The organism is Pseudoalteromonas sp. DL2-H2.2, assembly GCF_021532535.1.
Taxonomy (GTDB): Bacteria; Pseudomonadota; Gammaproteobacteria; order Enterobacterales; family Alteromonadaceae; genus Pseudoalteromonas; species Pseudoalteromonas rubra_A.
The window spans coordinates 76,049-100,582 of record NZ_JAKGBD010000003.1 but is presented as its reverse complement, the minus strand read 5'-3'; the positions used below and the strand labels follow the sequence as shown (position 1 = coordinate 100,582).

The following is a 24,534-nucleotide window of genomic DNA, read 5'->3' as shown; positions in this document are numbered from 1 at the left end:
ATTCAGCTTAGATTCAACAAGGGACTAACATGACGCGCTCGTCACTCAAAAAACCGTTTGCACTGTCACCCATTATGCTATGCATGGCATTTCAGATACAGGCAAACACCAACGCAGACATAGAACACATTGAGGTGCATTACAAGCGCAGCTCAATCACCTCTGAGATCACAGAAGACACAGAAAAACTGATTGAGATGCCCGGTGCGATGGGCGATCCGTTGCGGGCTGTGTATGCATTACCCGGTGTGGTTGCCGCCGGTGGCTCCATGAGTGAACCCGCCGTACGTGGATCAAGCCCAAGCGACAACATGTTCGAAGTGGACTTTATGCCTGCGGGTTACATTTTCCACGACTTTGGCAGCTCAATCTTCAATCGCTATATCATTCAGGATTTTCAGCTTTACTCAGCAGGCTACGGCAGCAGCTACAGTAACGCAACGGGCGCAGTGTTTGACGTCACGCTGCGCAACCCCAAATATCAGCCAATCACCACCACACTCGATCTCACCATGTTCAATGCCGGTGTCTTTGTGGAAGGTCAGCTTAGCGACAGCACGGCTTTCTATGTCTCGGGCCGAAAAAGTACCCTCCCCTTGTTCTTTGAAGAAGGTGAAGAGCTCGAAGATGACGACGGAGAGCCAACCGGTGTGATCATCAATGATGCGCCGGACGATCACGACTATCAGGGCAAGTTTTTGTGGGATATTAACGCCAACAACACCCTGACCTTCAACTTTACCGGCGCAGAAGACTCCGCTGCAGCCGGGTTTAACGAACGCTCCGAGCTGGCGCAAAAGACCCCTGAGTTTCAGGGGGACGCGCGCTTTATCAGGGAGTTCAACAGCCAAAACGTGTTGTGGGACCATTATAATGACAAGCTGCATTTGCGTGTGGGGATAGGTGCACTGGATCATTCAGGTCGACTGGAATATGGCCGCCGCGCCACGGTTTCTGCCGGCTATTTTGAAGAAGAGTCGGAAAAACAATATACCTACAAGGCACGCCTGAACTACCGTATCAACCCAGCTCATCAGCTGGTTCTGGATGCTGCTTACTTTGATAACGAAACAGAATATAGTTACGACACCTTTCAGTACTTGTGTACTGAACTGGATCCCGACTGCGACCTGAAAAAAGGTGAGCGGATCAGCGGCAAGCGCAGCATAGACATTGACAGTGGCTTTGTTGGCCTGGCGCATATCTGGCAACTGAGCGATGACTGGCAGAGCGAGCTGGGAGTACAAAGTCAGCACAACAAATACACCGATGAAACCTTCACCTCACCTCGTCTGGCGATCAGTTACTATGTGACGGAAGAAAGCACCATCAGTGCCAAGGCGGGTCGCTACAATCGCATGCAGAATGTGGAATACATTTTGCCAGACATTGGTAACCCCAAGCTGAAATCTCAGGTGTCGGATCACTATACGCTGGGCTTCAGCCAGCAACTGGAGAATGAGTGGAGCTGGTCAATTGAGGGATATTATAAGACCATGGATGATCTGCCGCTTGCCATCGACGACGGCCCCAATGCCGCTGATTTGTATAGCAACGACGTTGAAGGACGCGCCTATGGTGTAGACCTGCTGATCAACAAAAACAAGACCGATAACTGGTATGGCTGGGTGGCATTGAGCTATGCCAAAAGTGAGCGCACCGATCTCAGCCAGAATATCACCCGCGACTATTTCGCCGATACGCCGCTGGTGTTTAATGCCGTATTCCATTACGAGATCAATGAAAAGTGGCAAGGTGGTTTTAACTTTACTGCACGCAGTGGCCAGGCCTATACCCCCATTGTTGGCGTCAGAGAAAACCCCGACCACGATGGCCGCTTTTTACCTGTCTATGGCGAGCCCTTTTCAGAGCGGTTCAAAGTGTATCACCGCCTGGATATTCGCTTTGAGCGTAAGACCGAGCTATTCGGCAACGATGGCAAGCTGATCTTTGAACTCATGAATGCCTATGGCCAGGAAAACATTGCCTATATAGACCTGGACTACGACAGAGTTAAGTCCGTTAACGACCTGTATATAGAAGAAGAGGAAGATGATTTCTCTATCCGCCCGTCGATTGGGTTTAGCGTGACCTTCTAATACTTCCTTGAAAAGGCCGATAGCTGGCAATTGATACTTGCGTTTTCGGCCTTCTCCTTGCATGATCGGCGCCTTTGATAGTCCGGAGACCTCAACCATGCCAAAAGCCTGTGCTTACCACATTTTAGTTAAAACCGAAAAAGAGTGTCTTGCTATAAAGGCTAAACTTGCCAAAGGCGGCGACTTCAACAAACTGGCCAAACAGCATTCTTTGTGCCCATCGAAAAAGCGCGGTGGCGATCTTGGTGAGTTTAATAAAGGCGATATGGTTAAAGCATTCGATGATGTGGTGTTCAAAAAGCCACTTTATGAAGTCCACGGTCCGGTCAAGACTAAGTTTGGTTACCACCTTATCAAAACGGTCTATCGCTCCTGAGGCATCATCGGTTTTCTCAATCATGGCCATCGATTTTTGGCGGTTTCATTTTGCACACAGGCCGATATACTGAGTAGCAATGAAAATGATTTGGAGACCCCTATGTTTACTGTGATTTTTGGCCGTGAAGGCTGCCCTTATTGTGTCCGTGCAAAAGACCTGGCAGAGCGCCTGACCAATGAACGCGACGATTTTAAGTTTCGTTACATTGATATCATCAAAGAAGGCGTCAGCAAGGCAGATTTGGAAAAATCCGCAGGCAAGCCTTGTCCAACTGTACCGCAAATTTTCGTTGACCAGGACCACATTGGCGGCTTTACCGAGTTTGAAGCCTATGCCAAAGAGAATCTGGGCCTGTATCAGTAACACAGTGCCGTATTATCCTTGCCTGAGTCGCCATTAAGCTGCAATTCAGGCATGATTTTCCCTTAAAAATAGCCACTTACCTGCCAATCTAACAGCTCAAAAAAATAAATAAGTTTATTTTTTGACCAATATCAAATACCTACAAAATTAGTGCCAATTTATGCAAGCAATTGTTTTTTCTTTGCTGTACAATGCCGCCTCTTTTAACTTGTTGAGGCGCATTAATGTCAGAACCAGTCACGTTTGAATCTTTAGATCTTTCTCCTGCAATTTTAAAGGCAGTCGAAGAGCTGGGATATCAATCACCTTCTGAGATCCAGGCTCAATGTATACCGTTATTGCTAGAAAGAAAGGACGTGCTGGGACTAGCGCAGACGGGTACGGGCAAAACGGCGGCGTTCGCGTTGCCGCTATTAAACAATGTTGACGCATCCGTTAAGCAACCACAGATATTAGTATTGACTCCAACACGCGAATTGGCTTTACAGGTCGCGGAAGCCTTCAACCAATACGCAAAATACACCAAAGGTGTTGAAGTATTGGCTCTGTATGGCGGACAAAGCTATGGCGTGCAGCTAAGTGCACTGCGCCGTGGCGCACAGATCATTGTGGCAACACCGGGTCGTTTGATTGACCATATTAACCGTAAGACCATTGATTTGTCGGATCTGAAAGCCTTAGTGCTGGACGAAGCCGATGAGATGCTACGCATGGGCTTTATCGATGATGTTGAAAGCATCATGGAAAAAACACCAGTAGAGAAGCAAACCTGTTTGTTCTCTGCAACCATGCCAAAGCAGATCCAATCTATTTGTTCTAAGTATTTAGATAACGCAGAGCAAGTAAAAATCACGCCACGTAACTCGACTGTTGACACAATTGAGCAAGTTTACTGGCGTGCAACGACGCATAAAAACAAAGCCATCGTACGCTTCTTAGAAGCGGAAGATTACGATGCGTCTATCGTGTTTGTGCGTACTCGTAACGACACCGTTCAGCTGGCTGAACTACTTGAACGCGAAGGTTTCTCTGCGGCACCACTGAATGGTGATATGAACCAACAAGCCCGTGAACGCACAGTAGAGCGTCTGAAGAGCGGCCTGTTGGACATCGTTATCGCAACTGACGTTGCAGCACGTGGTCTGGACGTAGATCGTCTGAGCCTGGTTATCAACTATGATATCCCGCAAGACAGCGAAGCCTATGTACACCGTATCGGCCGTACAGGTCGTGCTGGTCGTAAAGGTAAAGCTATCCTGTTCGTGAAAGGTAATGAACGTTACCTGCTACGTAACATCATGCGTCATACCCGCTCTGACATCGAGCAGGTTGAGCTGCCTAACGCGAAAGTCGTTGAGCAAAAGCGTATTGAAGCACTACAAGGCAAGCTAAGCCTGGCGCTGGATCACAAAGACATTGCGTTCTTCAGTGAAGTAGCACAGGGCATGGCTGAAAAGCTGGAACTGAGCCAAACTGAGTTGTCTGCTGCACTTCTGTGCCTGGCACAACAGCAGTCGCCGCTGAAAGTTCAGGAAATTCAGGTGCAACGTGAGCGTCGCGAGCGCGATGGTAACCGTGACGGTAACCGCGAGCGTCGTGGTGAACGTGGTGAGCGCAAAGGCAATGCACGTCGCAACACTGGCCCAATGGATACCTATCGTATCGAAGTCGGTCGTGAGCACGGCGTACAGGTCAAGAACATCGTTGGTGCAATTGCCAACGAAGCTGATATTTCAAGCAAGTTTATCGGTGAAATCCGTTTGTTTGATGAGCACAGCACCGTTCAGCTGCCTCAGGATATGCCAGCAGATACGCTGTCACACTTCCAGAGCGTTTACATTTGTCAGCGCCCAATGAAGATGACCAAAAGCACGCACCCTGCCGATCAAGGCAATGGTGGCGAGCGTCGCGGTGGTGAACGTCGTTCAGGCGGTCGTGATGAGCGTCGCTTTGAAGGCCGTAACGAAGGCCGTGGTGACCGCAAGCGCAGCTTTAAAGATCCACGTGGTGACAAGCGTGACAACAAGCGCAAAGAGCGCGGCGAGATCAGCTTTTCATAATCTGATTTAGACGAAAAAACCGCTTCACTTGAAGCGGTTTTTTTATGCCTGCAATTTAACAACAAGCTAAGCCCTAAAAGGGACGCCAAGCGCTCATCGCAATGGCTACTTGATCCAGTCTCGCGGATCGAATCGATAGTATTCACTCAACAGATTAAATAATTCGGGATTTTCCTGTTTCAGTTGCAGTGGCTTTTCAATAAAGGTTTCGGTGATCACAGCAAAAAACTCCGCTTCGTTGGTCGCGCCATATTCATGCACCACGTGCGGCATATGATACGCCAGCTGAGTTTTTAACTGCTGATAGGCGCGAGACAACACCTCCCCCCAATTTTTGTAACTCATGCCTTTTGGTAAATGAGGCGTGCCATTGGTTTGACCGGTTTGCTGGTCCAGTTGATGCGCAAATTCATGAAATACTAAATTATGCCCGTCTTCAGGTAGCCTGTTACCTTCCAGCACGTCATGCCAGCTCAGCACCAGCGTGCCGCCGGGCCAGGACTCGCCCTGACGCACCACAGTATGAAAGCTCACCAGCCCTGCACTGTCACGGCTATTTTGCCCGGCATAGTAGCTGCTGGGGTAAAGTAAGATCTCTTTGACATTGGGATACAGTGGCCACTGTTGATTGAGTACCAGCAGACAAGCATCTGCCGCGATGATCAGTGCCATAGCCCGATTGGTTTTCAGGCCGTCACGGCCAAGTAACCGCTTCTCACCCAAAAACCACAGGATATGGCGCTCAAGGCGCGCTCTGTCTGCGTCCGTCATGTTACGATAGATGGGCATATAACGCAGCAAAACCTGCCTGTCTAACTCACTGAGTGACCGCGTTTTATATTTATGTTGCCAGTAAGCGCGCTTGATATCATCGAGCCGCCAGTAGATGGCACAGAACACCACCAGGGCAAGGAGTAAACTGATTTCTGTCATTGGTTTTTACGCGTTGATATTTTACTTTGAGATGCGCCTTGCAGGCAGCCTTTTCAAGCAGGATTTGTTAAAATCCTCAGCACTTTAAAAAATATCTAACAGTATCAAGTCCGTATGTCTCTGCCCATCGAACAGATCAAAGCCGATTTTTGTCACCTGCTATCCTCTGGTAACGTCATTGTGGCCGCCGCCACCGGCTCAGGAAAATCCACACAACTGCCTGTCTGGGCTGCTCAACAAGGTCGGGTATTGGTGATCCAGCCCCGGCGGATCGCCTGTACTTCGTTGGCTGAGTATGTTGCTGAGCAACAAGGCAGTGGGCTTGGTGAGCAGATAGGCTATGCTATCCGCTTTGAGGGCCAGTTTAGTCCAAACACCCAGGTCGTTTTTGTAACGCCGGGAGTGGCACTGCGCTGGTACTTTGAAAACCGCCTGAGTGATTTTGCCATCGTGATGCTGGATGAGTTCCATGAGCGACGCTGGGATATGGACCTGTTACTGGCGATGTTAAAACAGCAGGGAAAGCATCGCCTGGTCGTAACATCTGCCACCTTGTCGGCAGAGCGGCTGGTCAGTTACCTCGAGGCGCCGCTGCTGACGTCCAAAGGCAAGATGTTCGATGTGGAAGAGCGATTTCTTGCCAAGGATATGCGTACTATGCCAAGTCGCGATAACCTCAGTGACAGAGTCAAAGCGGCCTGCGAGTATGCGCTGCACCATACCCGTGGCGACATTCTGGTTTTCCTTCCCGGCAAAGGCGAAATCGTGCAATGCGCCGCTCAGCTCAAAGCACTCGATGCTTTGGTTGTCCCCCTGTTCAGTGGCTGTGCGCCAGATGATCAACGCCTTGCCCTGCATCAGCAGCCCAGACAAAGGATCATTTTGGCAACCAATGTGGCAGAGACCTCGCTGACTATTCCCAATATTACCTGTGTTATCGACTCTGGCCTGGAACGGCGCACACACCTGAGAAATGGCAAAACGGTACTGGGCCTGGATGCCATCGGCAGAGATTCTGCAAAACAGCGCCTGGGGCGCGCCGGACGGACTCAGGAAGGGCTCTGTCTGCGCCTGTATGGACAATATGCGCCTTTGATAGAGAGAACCCCACCCGAAGTACAAAGAGAAGCGCTCACCGAGCTGGTATTGGCTGCTGGCTGTGCCACTGATGGTATCGACTCGCTGAGCTTCATCGACCCGCTGCCTGCCAGTTCAGGACAAAAAGCACTCGACCTGCTCAGAAAAATCGGCGCGCTTGACGCACAAAGCCGTGCCACCGAGCTTGGCAAGCGGCTCTACCCTTTGCCTGTCGATGTCGAACTGGGTCACCTGATAGCTAAAATGCCGGATAACCGCCTGCGCCAGGCAATGATAGATGCCGTGGCTGTGATGTCGGTGCCGGCACGGGTATACCAGCTACCAAACTCAGCAGAGCAGCTTGACGCCCTCAGCAAGGCGCTGCCCCACAGCTGCGACCTGGAGCTGGTGATCGCACTGCTCAGAGGCAAAGCGCCTGGCATACGCGCAGAGGACGACGCCCTGCGTGAGGCCAGACAATTCAGCACGCAACTGAGAGAGGCCTTCTCTTTGCCACCACTGGACAAAGCCGCCAGCTATGACCGAGATGCGCTGCTCAGCGCAATTGCCTCAGTGCGCCCGGATTGGCTATATATCAAAAAGGACAACCGTCGCGGTGGCTTTAGCAATGGTCAGGGTGAAGTGGTGCCGGCAAAAGAATCCCGAGTACCAGACACATGTGCAGCTATGCTGGTTTTGGATACCTATGCACTGGCCGGCAAAGGCGTTAAACAGGCAACCACCCTGGCCACGCTGGCGGCACCTGTCTCGCTTTCTCTGCTCACTCAGCATGCGCCCGTCGACAGCAGTCTGATAAAGGCTTATCAGCAGGAAGACGAAGTTTGGGTCGAACTGGCCAGTACCTATGCGGGTGTCGATTTGGCCCGGCAACATCTGCGCGCAACGGGCAAACACCTTATTCCGGCCTGCGTCAAACTGATTGAACAAGACCAGTTATTTGCTGGCGTATTTCAACAGGTCAGTGACATGCTGGCCTACCAACAACTCTACCTGCAACATCAACAGCAACCATTGCCTCCGTTGCCAGACGCAGTAAAGTGGCTGTCTCAGACCTTAACGGACCTGGGTCTCGAAACTCAGCAAGACCTTGCACTAATTGATGCCGAGGATTTGTACTACCAACCCATTGAAGACTGGCTCATCACGCCCTTTATCGACCAGTTTCCACTTGAGGTTGTGCTACCTGAACTCACCATGTCAGTAACTTATAGCTTTACCGCCAAACGTATTATCCTTGAATACCGCAAAGGAAGTCGCAAAGACGCCCCCAAACGCTGGGAACTCCCCGCCTGGCCAGGGTTTAAAATACGCTATAAAAAGGCCAGTAAAGTGGTAGATGTGAAGTGATAAGACAAAAATAGAAACACATAAAAAGAGGTTTAAAATAAAAAAGGCGCATTTCATCTTAATATTGAATACGCTATATAATAAATTTAAAACCTGCAGCCTATGGTATAGTGCATATGAAAGTGCACCAGCTCATACCTGATGCAGCACCGCCGATTTTCTTGGTTTGGTCTTTATCTAATGACTGTTCTGGGTATGACAAAGACTTAATCGTCTTTTTCTTAAGATTGATTTTCATAGTTAATTCCTTTAGTTAAAACTTCTCTAAACAGAGCCCACCATCTCCACTACTCAAGTGTTAATTTAATAACAAACAAGGCGTAAGGACCCTCAAAATATAAACCTTTTTGCAAATAAGGCAGGTTAAATTTAACAAAAAAAATACTAGGGCGTCAATCTGATAGAACAAATTTATGATTTTTTTCATATAAAAACGATTTTTTCGGCTCTAAGGGGCCCTTAATAATTGAGGTCTTCAAAGCCCATGTATTCACGTATCGCCCATCGTAATTACTCTCCGCCACAACATCATCGATTCGTTGTCTACTCTTTACCAAGTCTGTGGGAAGATTAGTCGGCAATATCCAGTGTGCTTTATTAGATCTTTTTTGGCCAAGATAATGGTAAGATTAAAAGGAACAATTGGAGGGACGTATTGAGCAAAAGCAAAGGAGCGTTCATACACGATCATTGACCGACAATGAATATTGACGAGAGTCCATAAAGCCATCAATCGAATTTGCCCTGCGTACTTTAGAACGTCTCATTCTTGGTATTTATATTATATATGAATTGCACTTGAGCGAGAGCGGATACAGCTATAGTCTGCTATAAAAATTAACTGCATTAAAACGACTAAAGTAAAAAAGGACCTGATCCGGCCCTTTAAAAAAGTAAGCTCTTTTATAATTTCTGCAATGCCTAAATAAAAAATACTACCTTTATCATATATGACTTTGGCTCAGAAATATAAAGTGGTACCTACGCTAAATAAGTATTATCCACCGTTCTTATTCCAGCTCCGGTTGAGCTCGGACATAGCGTTATGTGCGCTTTCTTTTTCTCTTTGATGTGCTTCTTTGGTAATACAACGACGAGTATACATATTCGAGCCTGTTTTCTTCACGGTTCGGCAGATATAATTTTCATCTTTTTCTACCTTAGCGAGTTCCGCCCGCTCGTCTTGTTTTGACTGCTTTGCCCCTTCTGACATCTGGCAGGCAGTTAAACCAAATAGTATAGGTAATCCCAATATAATTTTAGTTATTTTCATTATTAAGTCCTTTCTCTAATTAAGCAATTGATTGCTATCATTATCCTGGGCTTATTTCCAAAATATGTCAAGACTTCATGTTGTAAGTAACCCGGAAAAACAACGAACTTGCCAGAATAAGGTGCGACTGAAAAACCACCATAGTCGAAGGTGGGTTTAAAGTTCGAAAACCCCTTATCATAGGGGTTCATTTGGATCCGCCTTGGATCGTATATTTGTAAAAAGCCACTTCTTGGAAATTCTGGCGGTGGTGGATCACCAGCATCCACATAATAGATCATTGACCAGGAGCATTGACCATGATCATGCAATGTTTTGGTGCCTCCGTAGCGGGTAATATGAAACCAGGATTCAATTTCAAAATGAAGCTGACTTAATTCAGCACGAGTCATCTTGCCAGTCTCAAGTATCCAGGAAGTCAGCACACCGTTCATGTGCTGCTTAATTTCAGCTATTTCTGGGTAGTGCGTAAGAGAGAATAAATCGCCTGGGCTATCGTAAATATCCCCTTGCGTGGTATTGATCCGAGTCAGGTTTCTATAGCCTTCTTTCTCCAATGAGAAAAATAACTGTGTCAGCCCCTTATTTAACTCTTCTACGCCCGTTAACTCTCCCTCTAAAACGGGGGTTGCAAAGCAAATTCTGGGTTTTGCATTTATCTTCATAATAAATAAAAAGAGCGCATATAATGCGCTCTTTCCTCAGTTTAACTAATTTTAAAATTAGAACTTGATGTCATACTGAACGTATAAGAAACGACCAATATTGTTGTATACATCCTGGTCATAGAAAGGCCAGTCATCAACTTGGCTGAACGGAGGTTGTTCGTCAAACAAGTTACGAATACCCACAGTTACCTTGTTCTTATCGTTGATATGATAAGCCGTTGTTACGTCAAACTCGATGTAATCATCAATCTTCTGCGGTCGGCCATAATCCAGGTATGTTGTTGCACTCGTTTCTGGGTCAATTTCTGTCTCAACATCGTAGTGACCGATTGCATTACACGTTTTGTTTTCTGTATCGAAACGGTCGTACTGGTCGTAACCAGGCAAGTAGCGAACATTCACTGATGTTGTGAAATCACCCGTTTCAAGCGTTGCGCCAAGGTTCAGGCGGAACTCGTACTCAGCATCCACTGTGCGCTTACCCGTTTGGTCACACAGCGGTTGAACCGCGTTTGACTGACGGTTTTGCTCTAAGTATTGCTCAAAACGCAGGTTAGTAGACAGCGCACCAAAACTAAGTTCAGTTGCATAAGTCAGGTTATAGTTAATACCCTTAGCATCTGCACTTGATAAGTTTTGATAGTTTGACTGTACATAACCTTGGCGTAAACCATCATCCAAACGGCCTGAAGAGTTACGAACAACCAGACCAGCAACCGCAGGATCACCTACCGCTTCGGCAGCAAGGATGTCCTGAACAGACAGTTCATCAATGATGTTCTCGATTTCCAGTGACCAGTAGTCAACTGTTAGTGCCAACTCGTCAGTTACATCCCAAACTACACCAATGTTGTATGAATCTGATGTTTCTGGCTGTAGGTTAATGTTACCACCCGACTTAGAGTTAATTTCTGTGCCGTTACAGTCAGAGCTATCTGGATTACCTGCAGCTCTTGCAGCATTACACAGCTTAGTATCAACTACACCATTTCGTACACCTTCTGAGGTAGCAGTGTATAGGTCATCAAGACCTGGGGCTTTAAATCCAGTACCCCAAGAAGCACGTAACATCAGAGAGTCAAGTACACGGTAGGACGCTTTCACTGAGTAAGTAGACTCTGAAGCATCGTCAACACCCCAGTCAGCTTTATCTTGACGTGCCGCCAGGCTCAGCTCTAGGTCCTCAATAACCGGAAGAGAAAGTTCCATGAATACAGCTTCATTTTTCATGAAACCGCCACCGTTAGAACTGGCACTACCGATTACCTGATTAGCAACAGAAGCCGGATCAGAGCGGTCAAGATAGCTTTCACGACGATAATCGACACCAGCAGCTATGCCAACCACACCACCTGGTAATTCCCAGTTTGTCAGGCCAGATAAAGTCGCACTGCTGAACGAAACTTCATATTCTGATGTTCTGTGGATAGCCGTTTGAAGACCATCACAGAAGTCTTTTAGCTCTGCAGAGTTACAATCGTTGATCTTGAATGGGTTCAACGTACCGTCGTTGAATGCAGCAGCTAACTCGTTACGTAGCAATTGACCTCGTTTACCAATCTGACGGTTTGTCAGGCGAGCAAAACCAAGATCATAGTCTACAACCCAGTCATCGTTGATCAGATATTCAAAACCAACGACCGCTTCAAATGTTTCGTTTGTATTGTCTTTTTCACGATTTGGGAAGTCCAGGTAACGACGACCAACATAGGCACTTGCAGTTTGCTCATTACCATCTTCGTCGATATATTTCGTACCATTTGCAATCTCATCAGCAATCTTAGCGCCCAATTCAGGATTGTCTTTGTAACGATCATTCATTAGGAAGTCTTTAAGATACGGGCTCTGAGATACATCAGCCTGGCCTGGCGCAGGGGCGTTTGAACTCAGCGTATAAGCACGAGAATAACGGAACTGTGAGTCCAGAGTCAGATTATCGCTCCACTGATGTGTAATCGTAGTCATAATTGACTGACGGTCACTTTGCGGCTGGAAAGTATATAAAGGCGCAAAGTCGTAAGCACATCTACCGTTCGCTCTGCTGTTGCTTTCTGGACAGTCAGCCCATACTTTATCATCACCTGAATCCGGAGCAGAACCAGCATTTAGACCTAGGAAACCAGGCACACCGTAGTTAGAGCGGCCTTCACCACCTTCTTGTCCTTCAATAAAGGCTGTACCACCCATCTCACGGTCTTTTGCCATGATAGGACGACGTTCGAAATAATCTAGTGCAAACAAAATGTTAGTTTTGTCGCTAGAAGCACCAGCAGTCAGTGAGAACTGAAGCTCATCACCATCTCTGTGCTCAGTTGCCAGACCGTATTTCGCTTTTGCTTCTACGCCCTGATAATCTTTTTTGGTAATAACGTTAACAACACCCGCTACCGCATCTGAACCGTATACGGCAGATGCACCGTCAGGTAGTACGTCGATACGCTCAACCGCCGACATTGGAATTTGGTTAACATCGGTGAATACACCGCCAGCTGAGTTTTTAGCAATACGACGGCCGTTTAATAGTACCAGAGTATAGCTAGAATCAAAACCGCGTAGACCAATTGAAGACGCACCAGCAGACTGGTTTAGTGTTTGAGATTCGTTAAAGCCACCTGATGCTGCGCTGTTACGCAGGAATTCAGCAACAGTTGACACACCCGTTTTTTCGATTTCAACGGCTGTGAATACGGTTACCGGTGTAGCTGTTTCCATATCAGTACGGCTGATACGAGAACCTGTAACCTGAATACGTTCAACTTCTTTTGCGCCTTCTTCTTCAGCTTGTACTTGCGTAGCAAATGCAACTGTAGAAGCAGAACCAAATGCAAGTGCTAAACGCACTGCCTTCGAGATCTTGCTATTTAACATTTGTTTTCTCCCTGGCTTTAAATTTTTCTTTTAAAGCATTGTTTTTATGTATTTTCTTAACTTCATATGGGTAACAAGTGCGTACACTTTTAGCCATATTGGTGAAACATACTAATCGCATGAAAAACAAAAGGTCAACAAGCTTTTTTAAAATAGAAACAAAAAACCCAAAAAGGAAACAAAAAACCACTTTAAAAACAATGATTTATACACATTAAATTATCTCACTCATAAACAGGTTGATTTTTAAGCGATTGAGAGGAGAGAACACTCATTTTTCGGCTCCAGAACAGCCACACCCAATATCTGCTGTTCAAGTTTTTGTTGTTCAAATTTTTGAAGGCGTTTGGACAAATCGACGTTGAATTTATGAATTGAAGAACAAGGGGTCACCAATTATTGCTTTAAACAAAACAATTAAAATACCTTTTTATGCAACAAAAAAGCCCCTGCATAATGCAGGGGCTCGTTAGAAATCTACTTTATCAGGCAGAATTAGAAAGTGTAATCTGCTTGTAGGTAGAAGGTACGGCCATAAGGGTCTGCATAACGCGGGTCGTAACCTACCTGGTGACCAGCCGCTGCGTTCAGAGTGAACGGAGGCTCTTTGTCAAACAGGTTCTTAATACCGAATGCAACATTTGCGTTGTCACCGAAAGCATATGCCAGGCGGTAGTCAAACGTCATGTAAACTGGAATGTGTTTTTGGATAACACTACCGTCTACCGCAGAATCCCAGTCGTCTGCTTTAGCAACGTAGAAGCTCACTGATGCAGCTGCATCAGTGTAACCGCTGCGCGCCTTAAGGTTCAGGCTGTGCGTGAAGTCACCGTGAGTTAAGGTATTGTTGAAGTTGATGATGTTACGGAATGCAACTTCTTCATCAGTACCTACTTTACCCAGGCTGGTATCCCACACGTCAGTTGTACCTACACGCAGACTTTCGTCTTCAATCATGTATGTACCCATCAGGCTAGACTTCAGCTCACCAAACGAGAAGTTAGTAGTGAAATCTACGTGCCAGTCGATACCCGAAGTACGAGATTGACCAACGTTACGTGCAGGCTGAATGATAGCAAGTACTGTGTTACCTGTACCACGGTCAACTTTAGTTGTGAACAGCTCATCATAAGTGACCGGGTCACCGAAGATTTGGTTCTGAGTCAGACGGCGAACTTCGTTCTCCATCTCGATGTTCCAGTAGTCAAGACCGAAGCTTGTGCCTGTGTCACCGGCCCAAACAAAGCCAAATGTGTACTGCTTAGACGTCTCTGGCTGAAGATCTTTCTCACCTTCACGGTAAACATCATACTGCAATTTGTCCTGGTGACAGTACTGCGCCTTTTCAGGAGCAAGACCAGCTGGACAATCGTATGGAGAGGCTGTTACACCGAACTCAAGACGAGGAGCTGCGATCTGACGCATGGTTGCAGCTTTAAAGCCTGTACCATAGCTTGCACGTAGCAATAGCTCGTCAGTTGGACGGTAAGATATACTGACTTTGTAAGTTGTATCATCAGCACTGTCGTTTACAGTCTGGTTACCAGTACGTTTTGAGTCAGTGATTTCGCCGATTTCATCGTAACGCAGTGAACCAGTCACTTCCAGGTTTTCCATTACTGGCACAATCACTTCAGCAAATGCACCATAGCTGTCACGCTCCAGGTCGAACTCGGTGCCCGCAGATTCGAACAGCACGATTTCAGCGTTCTGGCCTGCGCCGTTGGTCAGTGAGTAGCTTGACTGACGGTAGTCAAAACCAACACCCAGGTACACAGTACCGGCGTCTAGCTCAGCGATAGCGCCTGACGTTTTACCTTCAATCGCTAATAAATCAGTGTCTGTTGTTGCCCACAGACCACTAAACATAGTGTCTGCAACCATTTTGTTTTGGTCATCTGAAAGGTTCTCAGGCGCTTCGAAGATGTTAACTGCACCTGACGTTACCAGCTCCATAAATTCTTTTTCCAGCGGATAACCGGTAATACGATATTCCTCACGCTCAGCACCTGAACTTGTGATAGCAAAGTCGTAAGACCACTCGTTAATTTCACCGCGCAGACCTGCTACGATGTGTGCCGTCGTTGTGGTCCACTCGTCAGTCCGGTTGCCGCCTGGCAGCACACGCCAGCGAGCTGTAACTTCACCTGTTCTCTCTTCAAGAACATTTTGTGTAACGCCATCAGCATCTTTAAATTCTGTTGGTAAGTATTTAATAACGTTATCGTTAACAAAAGCAGATTCTTGGCCTAGTTCTTTGTTAAGCGTGAAACCACCGGTTGGGTAGGGTGCAATACGCGTCGTCATTTTGAATTCAGAAGCAGAAGCAGTTACGTACGCTTCAGTATCGTCAGTCACTGCGAAAGTACCTTGTAAGAATAAGTTGTTACGCTCACTCTCAGGCTGGATTTCTAGTGTACTTGTGTAGTCGAACTGACAAGCATTACCAGAAGGTGCACTGGTTGTGTGACAAGAACCGTTGGCTTCTTTGTAAGGGTTAAGTGAGTAAGTCTTAATTACTTGCTCACCGTCTTTAGTGACGTAGTTACCGTCTTTGTCTTTTTGCTTGTATGGAACATATGCGTTACCAGGAATTGCATTTGAAGAACCAGCGATTGCAACAAGGTCTTGACCTGCGTGTTCAAATTCAACAAAACCAGTTTTTGCAAAGTCGCGATCTATCGATCTTAAGTTGTCTTGCTCATCGCGGCTAAAGCTAACCATTACGTTGAAGCCATCACTGCTTAGGTCACCGAAACCTGTCGTGATTGAGAAGTTTGAGCTAGATGTATCAGAAGGCTTGTCGTAACGCGCACTGATAGTCGTCTCTTGTACATCATCTTTAAGAATGAAGTTAACTACACCTGCGATAGCATCTGAACCGTACAGTGCTGATGCACCGTCTTTCAGGATTTCGACGCGCTTAATCGCAGATAAAGGAATTGAGTTGATATCGATGCTTGAACCAGAGTCTGATGAGGCCATACGACGACCGTTAACAAGAACCAGCGTGTATTCAGCACCTAAGTTACGAAGTGAAGCAGTTTGAACACCACCACCACCGCCACCTACTGACTCACCAGCAGCTGTAAAGCCCTGCATCGCAGGCAGGTTTGCAACTAAATCTGGTACGCTTGTTACGCCAGATTTTGCGATGTCAGACGCGTCGATTACATCGATAGGCAGAGCACCTTCCAGATCTGTACGCTTGATAGCAGAACCGGTGACTTCAATCTTTTCGATTTTCTCTTCGCCTTGCTCAGCATTAGCTGCAAACGCAGTTGCTGATACAGCACCAAACGCGATCGCTAAGCGAACCGCTTTTGTTACTTTATTATTTAACATTGGATTCTCCCTGGACCATACAAGATGGTTATATTTATTTTTGCGTTAACAAACGCTTTGTATTTTTACCAAAACGGTAACTTAGTGACGCATCTTAAACAACAAACAGACGCCAGGTCAACATCACTTGATGTGTTTTTTGCAATTACCGATAGAAGGAACCTACCCATTTTACATTCAGGAAACACTTTGGCGATCAAAAAAGTACAAATAACCTTAGGCTAAACATATGGTTGTGAACAAAATGTTTTCAAGCAAACCATTTTCCAATCCTAAAGGAGTAGATGGGCTTGCGATTGAAAAGAACCGACAGAGGTTGCTTATCTATCGGCTTACGATGGTTTACATACCATTGATGGCATGAGGAAGCACAAGGGGGAGGTGTTATGACTTGCCAGAAATTTTTGCCATAAAAAAAGCCCCTGTCGGGGCTTTTAATATTCGTGATTAGTTCATCTGCGTATTAGAAGCTGATGTTATAACCTGCGAAGATTTCGCGACCAATGTGGCCTGCGTTATAGATTGAATAGTCTTTGTAGAAACCTTGGCTGTTATAGACCACACCTTTATCAAACAGGTTACGCGCACCCAGAGTGAATGTACCATAGCCATCGCTGTAGTACTTCATGTTCAGGTTATGAGTCACGTAGGTCGGCAATGAACCATCGTATACGTTGTAAGGTTCTTGACCATCTACTTTAACCACAGATTGAGACTCATAGGTATCAGCAATGATGTCGGTGGTCCAGTTTACTGTGTAGTTATCCACTGCGTAGTTGATAGTGAACTGAGAACGCCATTCAGGTGTCTCCGGTGCGCCCTTCTCATCTTCACGAGGACCGGTGAAGTAGACATCTTCGCCCACTTCTGTCAGCAATGTGGTTACATTTCTGAACTTGAAGTCACCAAGTGAAGTTTCTAACTTGTAAGACAGGTCAATATCGAAGCCTTTACGAGACATAGAAGCACCGTTGGCATACTGAGTATACGCTTTCGAAATAGCGCCATTCGCGTCACGCTCAAGGTCAACATAGGGGTATCTTGCCTGAACCTCTTCCAGCTTACCGGCATTTTCGATATGAACCAGATCCTGAGCAGTAATGATTGAAATCACATTGTCGATTTCAAGTTCAAAGTAGTCGACTTTAATTGAAACGTCTTCGAAGCCAGAATACACGACACCCAGGTTCATGTAAGTTGACTCTTCCGGACCAAGCTGATCATTACCCTTACGCATTTCAGGTGCCTGTCCTCTAGAACAATCCACAGCTGAAATACCTTGGGCAGCACAGTTAACATAGTCAGTTACGTAAGGGCTGCCCTCAGAGTCCTTCGCATTCAACTCTTTAAGAGAGGGTGCACGGAAACCTTCTGAATATGACGCACGAAGTAACAAGTCGTCCATAGGACGGTAGTCAAGCTTCACGCTTGGATTGCCTTCACCACCAAAGTCACTGTAGTCGTCGTAACGGTATGCCGCGCTCAGGGTCAGGTTATCCAGCAGCGGGAATGCCACTTCATAGAATACCGCCGTTACATCGCGCTCACCGGCGCCTGAGCCACCGGCATCACCACCGATCAGGCCAGCTTCGTTTTGTGCGTCGTAACGTTGATCCAGAGTCATATCGAAGTATTCAGCACCTACATAGTGTGAAATCGCACCAGCTTCTAGTTCACCCAGCTCAAAGCCAAGACCTGCAAACAGGTGATCCAGCTCACTTTGGCTTTCAGTGTAGGTGGTGGCACGCATATTCGCTTTACCCTGTTCAGAGTCAAGTGAAATGTCATTCAGAATATTGTGCGACAAACCAGCTACGCTCAGGTAGTAACGACCCGCTGTACGATAGTCTAGCTTAGCTTTGTGGTAAGACACTTCCCACTCAGCGGTGTCGCCAAACATGCCCTTCAGGCCCAGGGTATAATCCTGCTGATAGTCTGTGACTTCACCATCACGATTACCCGTTTGGTGCCAGCGGAAATAACCAGTTGCCTCTTCACCCGTCGGGTTTAACGGGTAATCGGCTGCCATGTCTTCTAATTCGTCAGCAGGCGGTGCATAGCGGCCAAACGAATCGTTACGGCTGAACATAGCACGTGCATACAGCTCTAGATCATCGGTTAGTTCATAGTTGACGCTCGCCATCGCAGAGTCGCGCTTAGTTGATGCCATGTTTGCAGACACATCGGCAAAAGCAAAACCACACACTTCGCCGCCGCCAACGCCACCCAGGATGCTGCCCTGGTCAAGCACACCAACAAAGCCAGGTACGGTTTTTGTTAGTTCATCACATTTAGGTGAAGCGATATAGCCACCACCTGATGTCTTTTTAAATGTTTCACCAAAATAGCTAACACCGACAGTCTCGTCGTAAATAGAGATCAGCCCATCACCATTTTTATCTTCCATAGACGCCGCTGTATAGCTGCGGTCACGAGAGAAGATCGGGTTACGCTGCTGATGATCGTATACAAAGGTAATATTGCCCTTGTCAGAGCTTACGCCAAATGCCATTGACATTTGCTTAGTATCTGCGCCTTCTGCTTCAGGACGACCAACCTGGATATCGAAAGATACGCCTTCGAAGTCTTTTTTCAGGATAACGTTGATAACACCGGCAATGGCATCAGAACCATAGATAGCTGAAGCGCCATCTTTAAGAATTTCGATACGCTCTACCGCCGCCATTGGGATTGAGCTCAGGTTAGCACCACCACCATTCAGTGAAGGTGAGCTACCCATACGCTTACCGTCGATCAGTACCAAAGTACGGCCCGCGCCGGCACCCAGTAAGCTTACAGTCGACTGTGACTGACCACTGTTACCAGAGCTTGGGATAACTGAACCAAAGCTGTTAGAAGTCACGCTTTGTAGTGCTTCGGCAACAGAGACACGGCCCTGGCCTTCAAATTCCGCAGTCGAGATCACCTCAACCGGGCTTGCACCTTCCATGTCGACACGCTTGATACGCGAGCCTGTGATTTCGATGCGTTCTACTTTTTCAGCACCTTCCTGAGCAGTTGCAGACTGTGCTATCACAGCCGTAGACGCAGCACCAAACGCCAGTGCTAAACGCACGGCCTTAGTTACTTTAGTGTTCAACATGTGTTTTCTCCCTGGGCTTACACTTGGCGGTAAGCATGAGTATTGTTGGTATTTATAATGAGCTTGCCGAGCTAATTTCAGCACGCTCTGAATTTTCGCGACGGATACTAATCGCGACTTGTGTTAAGCGTCAAACCACCCACACTTAACAGCTAGGTACAGCAAAAACACAACACAAACCCAAGGATTTAACAGGCCCTTAAAGTTAATTACCACTCACTTCAAAATAAAGGTAATTTTTAATTCAATTCACAAGCAAGCTGTATACAAAAAACACAAGGGCCAATGTGAGGTAAAAAATGCAAGTCGCATTTTAGTTAAAAAAAATATTTTTAAATTAAGTCTGTTTGCTGTTTTTTTATGCGAAAAAAGAAGGGAAAACAAATCATTTCCAAATTTGTTAGTGTGTATTTACATTCAAATAAGGCGCTGTTTCACGTCACTTTGTTTTAATGGGTGGGAAATAAGCGGAAAATAAAATTTGCTTACAAGCAGCTAAAAAACCGCTTGCACGCAATTACAAATCACCAGACAGATCTAACGTGCGCTGACCATGTAAAGTGATGGCGTCAAGATCAACCTCCGGCAGCATCTGGTAAATGGGTAAGATCTGTTTTTCTATATAGTGGCTGTAATCCGGATTAGACAACGCCCCCTGTACCAGCTTAGGGCCTGTTTGACTGATATAATAAGCGACTTGGCTTCCCTTACCGAGCGCTCTATTGCCCCCTGTGCTGTGGGCTTCTTTCGCCGCCCTGACATGAGGCGGTATGTTTTTAACGTAGGCATTCAAGGGTTTTCCCAAGCGCTTTTTGTAGATCAGCTTATCATCGACTTCACCACTGTTGATTAAGGCAATGTATTGTTCGGTCACCGCTATGACATCTTCCTTATCAAATAGGGCTCGGATCACCGCCTGCTGATACGCTTTGGCAATCTCAGTCCAGTCACTTCGCACCGTTTCAAGTCCTTTGAATACCAGCTCAGTGCCCTGCTCTGTCTGTATTTGACCAACATAACGCTTTTTAGATCCCGTTTCCTGTCCACGAATAGTCGGCATAAAGAATGGGCTGTAGTGGGTTTCAAACTCAATCTCCAGATAACTGGGCAGATTGAACTGGCTGTTAATATGTTGCGCCCAGCGCTGGTTAATCTCCTTCATCAGGCGCTCACCGAGTTGCTGGCACTGATCGCTACTGAGAGACTCAGGCACACACACAAAGGTCGAGTCGGTATCACCATAGATAACCTCAAAGCCCATGTCTTCAATCCAGCGGCGTGTGGTTTGCATAATTTCATGGCCGCGCAGGGTGATTGAGCTGGACAAACGCGGGTCATAAAACCGACACCCCCGAGACCCCAGCACCCCGTAAAGGCTATTCATGATGATTTTAATCGCCTGCTGCAACATCTTATCACCCCGGTCTTTGGCTTCCTGCCGAGCCTGTGCTAATTGTGCGACCAGGTTAGGCAGGTGGTGATGCACTCTGGAAAAGGCGCCTTTGTTGAAACCGGGGATGGCTTCCTCGGGTGCACTGAGCCCTGCGATGAGGCCCATAGGGTCAATATGGAAAGTACGGATAATTGAGGGGTACAGACTCTTAAAGTCGAGCACCAGCACATTTTGATACAACCCGGGCCGTGAATCCATCACATAACCTCCGGGACTGTCGAATGTCAGACCGTGCTCCCCCAGGTTAGGCGCAATGTAACCACTGCGATGTAATAAAGGCAGGTATAAGTTCGTGAATGCTGCCACCGATCCACCCATGCGCTCCAGCTCCAGACCCGTGAGCTGAGTTCGGGCAATGGCAAATTCGAGCAAAGACAGCTTAACAAAGATATCCCAGACCAGCACACAGTCTTGCAGGTTATAACTGGCCAGTGCCGGCTTATCGTGATGAAACAGGCGGATGATCTCCTCCAGCCGGTCATCCTGGGTGAGCAATTTACTTTCCCCAAGCACCTGCTGGGCAACGTAACTGAGCTTGAAGGTTTCAAAATGATACGTGGCATTTTTCATGGTATCTATGCCATCGAGTACCACACGCCCCGGGATCAGGACCCGCGTAAAGTTGCCCTTTGATACCTGCATTGGGCTTCCATCGCGGCCCACACTCAGTGTCACCCCCAAGGCTTCAGCACGTTCATTAAGCACGGCACAGTCAAACTCAATCACATTCCAGCCAATGATCACATCCGGGTCCAGGCGATTAAGCTCCTCTACCAGCGCCTGCAATAACGACAACTCATCATTGACCCAGCGCACATCGACATCACTTTCCTGTGGCTCACCTATCATAATAACGCGCCGCTGAGCCTGGCAGACCAATCCGACGGAAAACAACACCCCTTCCCCGCTGCACTCAATATCCAGCGACAGCATGGACAATTCGGGCACAAACTGCGGTGCAGGTTTCAGCCGCGCGTGTTGGATCTCAGTGAAACCTGCTTTTTTTACCACCTGGCCCGTGACCCAGGCACCACCACGTATAAAACGCTCCATCAGGTAACGGTCCGCATGACGAATATCCGCCTCATATAAGGTGATATAGTCAGACAACTGCTCTTTACATTGATAATAGTCACTCAATGTACGGCAATAAAGCCCGGTGACCGGCGACTGATCAAAGTGTTTGAGCGTAAGCGGCCTGAACTCCACACCCTTAAGATGCGCAGAGAGTCGCTGTTGCGCCCTGGCAGTGTCTTCCGTGCGGATAAATAAAACCGCCTGTTGCGGCTGCGTGATCACCTTTAGCAAGCCTTCACTCGATTTCAGCCAGTAGCACAGGTGCAGCCTGTTGTTGAGATGGGTTTGCTGTCGTGACAGGATAAAGCCCTGATATACCGCTTGTGCCAAAGGGGATCCCCGCCTAAAATAGAATACCTGTAATTATATCCATACTTTTTTGCTTAAGCGATCCTACATGCTGTCAGATTCTCTAAAAAAAACCATCCGTCAGGCGCACACCAACATAGCTGAACAACTCGAAGGCTTTCGCCCACGCGCCGGACAAAACTATCTGGTGGCAGAAATCGCTAAAACCCTGGGGGGCGACTACCATAAATCACAGCGAATTTGCGTGATTGAAGCCGGTACAGGTACGGGTAAGTCGCTGGCTTACTGCCTGGGTGCCTTGCCCATGGCACTGGCAAAAAAGAAAAAGCTGATCATCTCAACCGCCACCGTTGCGCTGCAGGAGCAGTTACTCAACAAAGAGCTGCCCTTTTTTAAAGAACATTCCGGGCTCGACTTTAAATTTGATCTGGTAAAAGGGCGCCAGCGCTATATCTGCGTGCAAAAGCTGCTGGCAGCCATTAGCGGCGAAGAAACCCAACTGTCTCTGATGCCAACAACCAGCTCGCCTCTATCGGCAATGGAACAGCGCTGCTTACAAGCGCTGGCAAAAGCCTATCAGGAAAAGCGCTGGCAGGGTGACAGAGACAGCTGGGCAGATACCATTCCCGATAAGGTGTGGAACCTCATCGCCTGCGATAAGCATGCCTGTCAGCGGCAAATGAAGTCTCATAACTTGTGTCCTTTTCATCTGGCCAGACAAAAAATTGCGCAAATGGATGTGCTGGTGATAAACCATGCCTTGTTACTGGCCGATCTGGAGCTCGGTGGTGGTACAATTTTGAGTGACCCCGAAGACACCTTTTATGTTATCGACGAAGCGCATCATTTACCGCATATTACCCGCGACTTTTCGTCCGCTGCGGCAACCATCAAAGGCACCATAGAATGGCTCGACAAACTGCTGAAATTCAGCGGTAAAATGGCCAACGTTGTGGTTTCACAAAAGGCCATAGGGCAGAACTTTAAGCTCAACGACGCCGCCAATGATGCGGGCAAAGTATTACGTCAGGTCAGAGACATGCTCGACCAATCAGATTACAGTTATAATGACGATGACACTCACCGCTTTTTACACGGTGAAGTACCGGAGCAACTCAAAGCGCGTGCCAAAGACATCGCGGATGCCACGCAGGATGCACTGCGTGCCCTAAGCAAAATGCATGATGCGCTGACTCTGGATGTCAACGATGGCGATGTACAGGGCTTTCTGGCTGACCCCATTTTGGCAGAAAGCGGTCAGTACATTAACCGCCTGGAGCAGCTAAATAAGTTGTGGTTCAGCTATGCCACAAAAGGCGAAGGCACGCCACATGCTCGCTGGATAAAACGCCTGGATTACAAGCATCACCACGATTATCTGTTATGTGACTGCCCTATTGAAGTGGGCTTTTATCTCAAAGATAACCTCTGGCGCGAATGTGCCGGCGCCGTTTTGTGCTCAGCCACCCTGAGCGCCATGGGCAACTTTGACCACTTCGCCAGAGAGAGCGGACTGAGTAATGAGCCGGGTGTAAAATACATCAAGGCCGACTCGCCGTTTGATTATGCCAAGCAGGCGCAGTTACATATCCCGCAAACCAAAACGGAGCCCACTGATAAGGCATTCAGCGACTATCTGGCTGAGGCATTGCCCGATTATCTGGATAAGAAAAAGGCCAACCTGGTGTTGTTTGCCTCTTATTGGCAAATGGATCATGTGGTTGCCAAACTACGCAAACAAAACTGGCAGATCCTGGTACAGGGCGAGCTGTCACGTGACGAGCTGCTAAAACGTCATCGCGCCGCCATCGACCTGGGTGCGGGCAGCATTTTGTTTGGCACGCAAAGTTTGTCTGAGGGGCTCGACCTGCCGGGCAAATATCTTGAAAACCTGGTGATCACCAAAATCCCCTTTGCGGTACCAACGTCACCGGTAGAAGAAGCACAGGCCGAATTTATCCAATCAAAAGGCGGTAATCCGTTTTTATCTATTACAGTGCCGGACGCCGCCAAGAAATTAGTACAAAGCTGTGGTAGACTGCTGCGCAAAGAAACGGATTCTGGTCGCATCACGATTCTCGACAGACGCCTGGTTACCAAACGATACGGCAAGGCGATGCTGGACACGCTGCCACCCTTTGCCAAACAAATAGACTGAT

At 47.4% G+C, this 24,534-nt stretch carries 14 protein-coding genes; 6 read left to right on the top strand and 8 right to left on the bottom strand.

Translation table 11 applies throughout. The features are described from left to right. The first annotated feature begins 29 nt into the window (after positions 1-29). The 4 genes from L1285_RS06060 (at position 30) to L1285_RS06045 (ending at position 4,901) form a co-directional block, all read left to right on the top strand. Entirely contained in the window at positions 30-2,099 is a 2,070-nt protein-coding gene (locus tag L1285_RS06060) for a TonB-dependent receptor plug domain-containing protein (protein WP_235411381.1), read from the top strand. 97 nt (positions 2,100-2,196) lie between these two features. Further along, complete coding sequence (locus L1285_RS06055; RefSeq protein ID WP_010382504.1) at positions 2,197-2,475, top strand: peptidylprolyl isomerase; 279 nt, start codon at positions 2,197-2,199, stop codon at positions 2,473-2,475. A gap of 102 nt (positions 2,476-2,577) precedes the next feature. Further along, complete coding sequence (locus L1285_RS06050; protein WP_046005743.1) at positions 2,578-2,841, top strand: GrxA family glutaredoxin; 264 nt, start codon at positions 2,578-2,580, stop codon at positions 2,839-2,841. Between the two features lie 224 nt (positions 2,842-3,065). Next, a complete protein-coding gene (locus L1285_RS06045; RefSeq protein WP_235411380.1) occupies positions 3,066-4,901 on the top strand; it encodes a DEAD/DEAH box helicase in 1,836 nt (611 codons plus the stop codon). 105 nt (positions 4,902-5,006) lie between these two features. Here the strand turns inward: L1285_RS06045 and L1285_RS06040 are convergent, their stop codons facing one another. After that, entirely contained in the window at positions 5,007-5,834 is an 828-nt protein-coding gene (locus tag L1285_RS06040) for a M90 family metallopeptidase (RefSeq protein WP_235411379.1), read from the bottom strand. A 114-nt stretch (positions 5,835-5,948) separates the two neighbouring features. Between L1285_RS06040 and L1285_RS06035 the strand changes: the two genes are divergently transcribed. Continuing rightward, complete coding sequence (locus L1285_RS06035; protein ID WP_235411378.1) at positions 5,949-8,279, top strand: helicase-related protein; 2,331 nt, start codon at positions 5,949-5,951, stop codon at positions 8,277-8,279. A 100-nt stretch (positions 8,280-8,379) separates the two neighbouring features. Here L1285_RS06035 and L1285_RS06030 read toward each other — a convergent pair whose 3' ends face one another. The 7 genes from L1285_RS06030 to L1285_RS06000 all read right to left on the bottom strand — a co-directional run bounded on the left by L1285_RS06030 (position 8,380) and on the right by L1285_RS06000 (position 22,396). Then, positions 8,380-8,517 carry a hypothetical protein gene (locus L1285_RS06030; RefSeq protein ID WP_235411377.1) on the bottom strand — a complete coding sequence of 46 codons (138 nt, stop codon included), beginning with the start codon at positions 8,515-8,517 and terminating at the stop codon, positions 8,380-8,382. 759 nt (positions 8,518-9,276) lie between these two features. Next, positions 9,277-9,552, bottom strand: coding sequence for a hypothetical protein (locus L1285_RS06025; RefSeq protein ID WP_235411376.1), 276 nt, complete (start codon positions 9,550-9,552; stop codon positions 9,277-9,279). A 2-nt stretch (positions 9,553-9,554) separates the two neighbouring features. Next, positions 9,555-10,217 carry a putative 2OG-Fe(II) oxygenase gene (locus L1285_RS06020; protein ID WP_052713209.1) on the bottom strand — a complete coding sequence of 221 codons (663 nt, stop codon included), beginning with the start codon at positions 10,215-10,217 and terminating at the stop codon, positions 9,555-9,557. 57 nt (positions 10,218-10,274) lie between these two features. After that, the gene (locus L1285_RS06015; protein WP_235411375.1) at positions 10,275-13,088 is read right to left on the bottom strand and encodes a TonB-dependent receptor plug domain-containing protein; all 2,814 of its coding nucleotides are present in this window, start codon (positions 13,086-13,088) and stop codon (positions 10,275-10,277) included. A 495-nt stretch (positions 13,089-13,583) separates the two neighbouring features. Further along, entirely contained in the window at positions 13,584-16,433 is a 2,850-nt protein-coding gene (locus tag L1285_RS06010) for a TonB-dependent receptor (protein WP_235411374.1), read from the bottom strand. A gap of 463 nt (positions 16,434-16,896) precedes the next feature. Further along, on the bottom strand, positions 16,897-19,536 hold the full coding sequence (locus L1285_RS06005; protein ID WP_235411373.1) for a TonB-dependent receptor plug domain-containing protein: 2,640 nt from the start codon (positions 19,534-19,536) through the stop codon (positions 16,897-16,899). A 517-nt stretch (positions 19,537-20,053) separates the two neighbouring features. Beyond that, on the bottom strand, positions 20,054-22,396 hold the full coding sequence (locus L1285_RS06000; protein WP_235411372.1) for a DNA polymerase II: 2,343 nt from the start codon (positions 22,394-22,396) through the stop codon (positions 20,054-20,056). Between the two features lie 67 nt (positions 22,397-22,463). Between L1285_RS06000 and dinG the strand changes: the two genes are divergently transcribed. Continuing rightward, complete coding sequence (dinG, locus tag L1285_RS05995) at positions 22,464-24,533, top strand: ATP-dependent DNA helicase DinG (protein WP_235411371.1); 2,070 nt, start codon at positions 22,464-22,466, stop codon at positions 24,531-24,533. Position 24,534: the final 1 nt, after the last annotated feature.